General features: G+C 44.7%; 5 protein-coding genes, 3 tRNA genes and 1 rRNA gene. 4 read left to right on the forward strand and 5 right to left on the reverse strand.

Annotated elements, in window-relative coordinates; genetic code table 11:
* Position 1: 1 nt before the first annotated feature.
* From I4V84_RS13655 to I4V84_RS13670, 4 genes are all read left to right on the forward strand, one after another.
* A complete protein-coding gene (locus I4V84_RS13655) occupies positions 2-895 on the forward strand; it encodes a sugar ABC transporter permease (protein WP_173735907.1) in 894 nt (297 codons plus the stop codon).
* Positions 896-1,177: 282 nt separating this feature from the next.
* On the forward strand, positions 1,178-2,056 hold the full coding sequence (locus I4V84_RS13660; protein WP_118583645.1) for a carbohydrate ABC transporter permease: 879 nt from the start codon (positions 1,178-1,180) through the stop codon (positions 2,054-2,056).
* Positions 2,053-3,702 carry an extracellular solute-binding protein gene (locus I4V84_RS13665; RefSeq protein WP_195992548.1) on the forward strand — a complete coding sequence of 550 codons (1,650 nt, stop codon included), beginning with the start codon at positions 2,053-2,055 and terminating at the stop codon, positions 3,700-3,702. Before I4V84_RS13660 ends, I4V84_RS13665 begins: the two co-directional genes overlap by 4 nt.
* A gap of 256 nt (positions 3,703-3,958) precedes the next feature.
* On the forward strand, positions 3,959-4,759 hold the full coding sequence (locus I4V84_RS13670) for a hypothetical protein (RefSeq protein WP_173717580.1): 801 nt from the start codon (positions 3,959-3,961) through the stop codon (positions 4,757-4,759).
* 71 nt (positions 4,760-4,830) lie between these two features.
* Here the strand turns inward: I4V84_RS13670 and I4V84_RS13675 are convergent, their stop codons facing one another.
* The 5 genes from I4V84_RS13675 to I4V84_RS13695 all read right to left on the reverse strand — a co-directional run.
* Positions 4,831-6,171 (reverse strand): MATE family efflux transporter, encoded by a 1,341-nt coding sequence (locus tag I4V84_RS13675; protein ID WP_195992550.1) that lies wholly within the window; start codon positions 6,169-6,171, stop codon positions 4,831-4,833.
* A 164-nt stretch (positions 6,172-6,335) separates the two neighbouring features.
* Positions 6,336-6,406 (reverse strand) — tRNA-Cys (locus I4V84_RS13680).
* Between the two features lie 28 nt (positions 6,407-6,434).
* Positions 6,435-6,506, reverse strand: a tRNA-Glu gene (locus I4V84_RS13685).
* A 31-nt stretch (positions 6,507-6,537) separates the two neighbouring features.
* A tRNA-Asn gene (locus I4V84_RS13690) sits at positions 6,538-6,610 on the reverse strand.
* An 87-nt stretch (positions 6,611-6,697) separates the two neighbouring features.
* Positions 6,698-6,823: ribosomal RNA gene (locus I4V84_RS13695) — 23S ribosomal RNA — on the reverse strand; the annotation flags it as partial.

Raw genomic sequence — 6,823 nt, forward strand, 5'->3', positions numbered from 1 at the left:
TATGAACAAACGAAACTTCAAAGGCTGGCTGTATCTTCTGCCGGCTATGCTTTTTCTGGGTATTTTCATGGTCTACCCTCTTATCGATGTTTTTATCTATTCCTTTGAAGAGGGCTATAATTCCGCTTCCCAGACTTACTATGGGACAGGTATGTACAACTATTCCTACGTCCTTCATGACCCATATTTTCTCCAGGCGATCCGGAATACCTTTATCCTGGTTGTGATCACAGTGCCCCTTTCCACTTTGCTGGCACTTCTGATTTCCGTTGCCTTAAGTTCTGTGAAGGCTCTGAAAAAACTTTTCCAGACCATTTACTTTCTGCCATATGTAACCAACACACTGGCCGTTGGACTGGTATTCATGATTCTTTTCAAAAAAACCGCTTATTCCGACGGACTGATAAACCTGGTGCTGAAGCTGTTTGGACAGGGACCTGTAGATTTTATTGACGGACCATACTGGGCGAAGATGCTGGTATTATGTATTTATACCATCTGGATCGTTATGCCTTTTAAGGTACTGATCCTTACCAGTGCCCTGGCTTCTGTAAACCAGAATTATTACAATGCAGCCCGGGTAGACGGTACCTCCAGATTCCGTATTTTTATCCGGATCACCCTACCGATGATCTCTCCCACTGTTTTCTATCTGATCATCACTGGTTTTATCGGTGCATTCAAGGCTTACAGCGATTCAGTTGCCCTTTTTGGCACAGACTTAAACGCAGCTGGCATGAACACCATCGTAGGCTATGTTTACGACATGCTTTACGGAAATGGCGGCGGCTACCCGTCCTATGCCTCAGCAGCAGCGATCCTGCTGTTTGTTATTGTTTTGACAATCACCTGCATAAACCTGCTTGTAAGCAAAAAACATGTATACTACTCGTAACGGTGAAGGTTCACCCTCTTTATCTGAAAGGTATTTTCGGGCAAAATCTCTCACAAATTGTGACGTACATTTTACAGAAAGCCTTTTTCAAACACGCTCTAGTACATCGTTTCGTAAATAACTACACCAATCGCGTAGGATGTGGATTCGAGTGTGCAGGCATAAAAACGCAGGCGTAGCGGGCTACGCCGAGACTTTTATGCCTGTGCAATCGGATTCCCAGACAAGTGAGTGGTATAGTTATTTCGAAAACGATGTACTAGTCTTCATAAAGGAGAAAACATGGAAAAAGATACCACTCAGTTTACAAAATCGGAGCATACTGCCGCCAGACGGCATTCCCTGGGAAACATCCTTGTCTACCTGCTGCTTACCATCTGGGCTCTGGTCGTACTGTTTCCTTTTTACTGGATGCTTCTTACCTCTGTAAAAAGCTACAGTTCCTACAACGCAGAGCACATTCCCACCTTCTTTACACTGACGCCCACCCTGCAGAATTATGCAGATGCCTTTACAGCAGTGCCCCTGGGAAAATATCTGCTGAACACACTGATTTTCACAGTTGCCACCACTGCTATTATGATGGTTGTGATCACACTGTCCGCCTTTGCTTTCGCAAGGCTTGAATTCAGAGGGAAAAATCTGGCTTTCACTTTATTCCTTTCCCTGATGATGATTCCAAACGAACTTGTGATCATTACCAATTTTGTGACCATCACCAACCTGGATATGCGGAACACCTTCCTTGGGCTGATCCTGCCATCTGTCACCTCTGTATTTTATATTTATCTTCTGAAAGAGAATTTCGAACAGGTACCGGATGAGCTTTACCGTGCAGCCAAAGTGGACGGAACCTCAGATCTGAAATACCTTTGCAAGGTGATGATTCCCATCTGTAAGCCTACCATGGTCACCATTGCTATCCTGAAGGTAATCGAATGCTGGAATTCCTACATTTGGCCAAGACTGATCACCGATGACCAGAACTACTATCTGGTTTCCAACGGAATCCAGGAGATTCGCGAAAACGGTTTCGGTCGTGAAAATGTCCCTGCTATGATGGCGGCGGTAGTTGTGATTTCCCTGCCCCTGATCATTTTGTTCCTACTTTTCAGAAACAAGATTATGTCAGGAGTTTCAAGAGGAGGTACAAAAGGATGAGACTATTCAGACAAAAACATCCTGGAGCGTTCCACAAAAAGCCCTTCCTGCTTTTTTCCCTGGCTGCCCTTTCTTCTGTGACTCTGCTTACAGGCTGTCATGGCGCGAAGGACCAAAGTGCCTTTACCATTCCCGGGGAATTTGACACCTCCAGAGATTACGAGATCACTTTCTGGGCCAAAAACGACACAAACAAAACCCAGACCGAAATCTATAAAAAGGCAATATCCGATTTTGAAGCCCTGTACCCCAATATCACCGTAGATCTTCGGCTTTACACGGACTACGGCAAAATCTACAACGATGTAATCACCAACATCGCCACAGGCACCACTCCGAACGTATGTATCACCTACCCGGACCATATTGCCACCTACCTTATGGGAAACGATACCGTTGTCTCTCTGGACGATCTGATGGCAGATTCCAGCTACGGACTTGGCGGTGATAAGCTTGAATTCGCCTCAGTGAAAAAAGATGAGATCATTCCCCATTTTTTACAGGAGTGTTCTTTTTCCGGTCACTATTATGCACTGCCTTTCATGCGCTCCACAGAAGCCTGCTATGTAAATAAAACCTATGTGGAAAAGCTTGGATACACCCTTCCAGAAACCCTCACATGGGATTTTGTGTGGGAAGTAAGTGAAGCTGCCATGGCGCAAAATGCAGATGGAACCTACAAGGTTAACGATCAGAATGTGCTGATTCCATTTATAGACAAGTCCACAGACAATATGATGATCGAAATGCTAAAGCAGAAAAATGCAGGATATTCCACTGACAGCGGAGAGATCCAGCTTTTTAACGACACCACGGCAAGTCTGCTGGATACCATCGCGGAGCATGTAAAAACCGGTGCTTTTTCCACTTTTAAAATTTCCAGTTATCCGGCTAACTTCCTGAATGCAGGGCAATGTATCTTTGCCATTGATTCCACAGCAGGCTCCACCTGGATGGGTACAAATGCCCCTCTTGTGGACATCAGTTCTGATGCTCTGGTGGATTTTGAAACAGAGGTTATGACCATTCCACAGTTTGATCCGGATAATCCGCAGATGATTTCACAGGGACCTTCTGTATGTATCTTCAATAAGAAAGACCCTCAGGAAGTGCTGGCCTCCTGGCTCTTTACACAGTATCTACTCACAAATGACGTACAGACCGCTTATTCTGAAACGGAAGGTTATGTGCCGGTTACCAGCAAAGCCCAGGAATCCGACCAGTATCAGGATTATCTTTCCAGGGAAGGGGAAGACAATTCCACTTACTACGATGTAAAAATAAAAGCGTCCAGGCTGCTCCTTGACAATATGGAGCACACTTTTGTCACCCCTGTATTTAACGGCTCCGCTTCTTTACGTGATGCAGCAGGACAGCTGATTGAAAGCGTGACCAAATCTGTCCGAAGAAAACAGGAGATTGATGATGCCTATATTGATAAACTTTACAGCGATGTTACCTCCCTGTATCACCTGGATCAGATTTCTTCTGAGCAGTCCTCCGGGAAAAAAGAGCTTGGACCTCTTCCCGCAGAATCCAGAATTCTTCTTGGAAGTCTGGCAGTAGTCTGGGGTCTGATTCTTCTTTATCTTTTACTTGAACGATTAAAGAAGAAAAAAGGTTACTGTTCACTTCGTTCACAGTAACGCGCTTCGCGATGCACAGAAATCATGCATTCGCATGATTTCGCGCCGCAATTCTCGGGTTTTCTGTGAACTTTGTTCACAAAAACGCCTCGCGGAACGTTACCAGTGAACAGTAACGAAAAAAGCGTAATATTTAAGCTTGATTTCCCCATAATTTTGTTTATAATAAAAGTGATTGTGTACAATCGTTTTTGACAGATGACTTTACACTCACCTTGTCAGACATCTGAATTTACGTACCCAGAAAGGAGATACTATGAAAAAAAGACTTGTATTACTGATGGCGCTCTCTCTTACATTTGCATTCCCGGCAGCTGTTATGGCTGAGGATACCACTGCTGCAGAGGAAACTGCTGATGACACAGAAGCAGCTGACAGCACTGCAGAAGATGCAGATGTGAAATCCGAAGGTGTTATGACCCATGACGAATACCTTGCAGCAGCTGTTGATGACGAAGTTACCATCGAGACCTATGTACAGGCAAAGCAGTCCTGGTGGGAAGATAAAGCTACCTTCTATACCCAGGACAAAGATGGTGCATACTTCATTTATAATATGCCATGCTCCGAAGAAGACTATGAGAAGCTGGTTCCGGGAACCAAGATCAAAGTAACCGGATATAAGGCAGAATGGTCTGGCGAGATTGAGGTTGCAGATGTTTCCTCTTTCGAGATTGAGGATGGCGAATACATCGCAGAGCCGCTTGATGTAACAGATCTTCTTGGTAAGGACGAGCTGATCGATCATCAGAACGAGCTGGTATCTTTCAAGGGAATGACCGTAGAAGCTGCCGGACAGGATGCTGACGGAAACGATGTAGCTTACCTTTACAATTACGATGGATCCGGTTCTGAGGGAGATGACCTTTACTTCAACGTTTCCCTTAACGGCGAAACCTATACTTTCACAGTAGAGTCTTATCTCTGTGACAAAGACAGCGATGTTTACAAAGCCGTAGAAGCTTTGAACATTGGCGATAAGATCGATATGGAAGGCTTCCTGTACTGGTATGAGGGCGTAAACCCGCACATTACATCTGTTACAGCAGCTGAATAATTTCACATAATTCCAGACAAAAAAACACCCGGGCACAGCTTCCTTTATGAAGCACGTATGCCCGGGATTTTTTATCCGATTTTTGTGTTCCTGTATACATGTACCCAATATATAATTTCCACCACTGCCGTAATTCCCCATGAGAAAATGTACAGCAGATATAAAGACGGAATCGTCTTAAAGTGGGCAAACACCGTATTTACCCATACCATTCGGAAAATACAGGATCCTATAATTACAATAACCGTCGGAATAACACTCTTTCCAAGAGCACGGGAAGCCGCAATGGCACTGTCCATAAATGCAGAAAATCCATAACTAAATCCCATAATCGTAAGTCGTTTCATTCCGGCATCCACAACCGCAGGATCATTGGTAAAAAGACCCAGGAACTGTCTGCCGAAGATAACCAGTGCAATACCACCTATGGTTCCAATTCCAAAGGAATAAGCCAGGCTGACCAGATAACTGTTTCGCACTCTTTTTCTTTTCCCTGCACCGTAATTCTGCCCCATAAAGCTTCCGCAGGCTGTATAAAAAGCAGCCATGGAGTCATACAAAAGAGCATCCGCATTTGCCGCAGCGGAATTACCTGCCACCATCGTAGCATCAAAGGTATTGACGCCTGCCTGGATAAACAGATTTGCCACCTGAAAAATACCGTTTTGCAATCCTGCCGGAAGACCGATCTGGATGAGGTATCCTGCCATTCTCTTGTCAAACCTCAGTTTGGAAAGACGAAGTGCATAATCCCCGCCCACTTTTACCAGAGCCCGGAGGATTAGAAACGCAGATAAATACTGGGAAATAATACTTGCAGCTGCAACACCTGCCACATCCATTTTACAGACAATTACAAAAAACAGATTCAATACTATATTTACAATACCAGCTGCACCCAGATAATACAAAGGCTTCTTCGTATCTCCAAAAGCACTGCACACCGCATTACCAAAATTATAAAGAGCCATTGCCGGCATTCCCAGAAAATAGATCCTTATATACAGTACTGCACCATCCAGAAGTTCTTCCTTGGTATTCAACAGCTCCAGAATTCCCTTTGAAAAGAGCAGTCCAAAGATCAGTACGATCATCCCCGCAGCCATACTTACCAAAAGAGCCGTATGTATCGTCTTGATCGTACTTTCTTTATCCTTCGCTCCGAAAAATCTTGCCACCAGAACATTGGTACCGCCGCCCATACCGATCAGAAAGCCCGTAAAAAGAGTTACAAGCGTAGTAGTGGATCCCACTGCCCCCAATGATAAAGAGCCCGCAAACTGACCAATAACCGCGATATCCGCCATATTAAACAACACCTGCAAAAAGTTGGTCAGCACCAGAGGGATACTAAAAAGCAGCATTTTCCCCCAGATAGAGCCTGTGGTCAGGTCCTGTCTGTCCTCTTTCATTTCAATTCTTCTCCTTCGTCAAATCCAAAATTTCTTCCGGCACTGCACCTCGAAACTGTTCAGAACTTTCAATGCAGCTCGCACCCCTTCAGATCAAGCCAAACCTATTTTGCACCGGAATTTTGTGCGCAAATAAAGCTCTTGAATAAATCAAGAGCTTTAAGAGGTGCCACCCAGATTTGAACTGGGGATAGAGGTGTTGCAGACCTTTGCCTTACCACTTGGCTATGGCACCATATTATTTAGTTCTTCGCCGAAGCGAATGACTCCAAGGGGATTTGAACCCCTGTTACCGCCGTGAAAGGGCGGTGTCTTAACCGCTTGACCATGGAGCCTTATCAAATCGGGCTTCATGCTCCGATTAAACTCCCCCTGTTGGACTCGAACCAACGACACTTCGGTTAACAGCCGAATGCTCTACCGACTGAGCTAAGGAGGAATATAAAGGTTTGCACCTTCAAAACTACATACATGTTACATCCTTGTGGAATATTTGTCAAGAATCTTTTTCAAAACCTTGCGATTTTTGGTCAAGCCCTCACCCTATTAGTAACAGTCAGCTCCGTGCATTACTGCACTTCCACCCCTGCCCTATCTACCTCGTCGTCTTCAAGGGGGTTTACTTCTTTCGAATGGGACATCTTATCTTGAG

Source organism: Ruminococcus sp. 1001713B170207_170306_F1 (assembly GCF_015668065.1).
In the GTDB taxonomy this organism is placed as follows: domain Bacteria; phylum Bacillota; class Clostridia; order Lachnospirales; family Lachnospiraceae; genus Blautia_A; species Blautia_A faecis.

Bases quoted from the DNA above. Each gene is read 5' to 3' on its own strand.
- I4V84_RS13665 (WP_195992548.1), top strand. From the start codon at position 2,053: ATGAGACTATTCAGACAAAAACATCCTGGAGCGTTCCACAAAAAGCCC.
- I4V84_RS13670 (WP_173717580.1), top strand. From the start codon at position 3,959: ATGAAAAAAAGACTTGTATTACTGATGGCGCTCTCTCTTACATTTGCA.
- I4V84_RS13660 (WP_118583645.1), top strand. From the start codon at position 1,178: ATGGAAAAAGATACCACTCAGTTTACAAAATCGGAGCATACTGCCGCC.
- I4V84_RS13675 (WP_195992550.1), bottom strand. From the start codon at position 6,171: ATGAAAGAGGACAGACAGGACCTGACCACAGGCTCTATCTGGGGGAAA.
- I4V84_RS13655 (WP_173735907.1), top strand. From the start codon at position 2: ATGAACAAACGAAACTTCAAAGGCTGGCTGTATCTTCTGCCGGCTATG.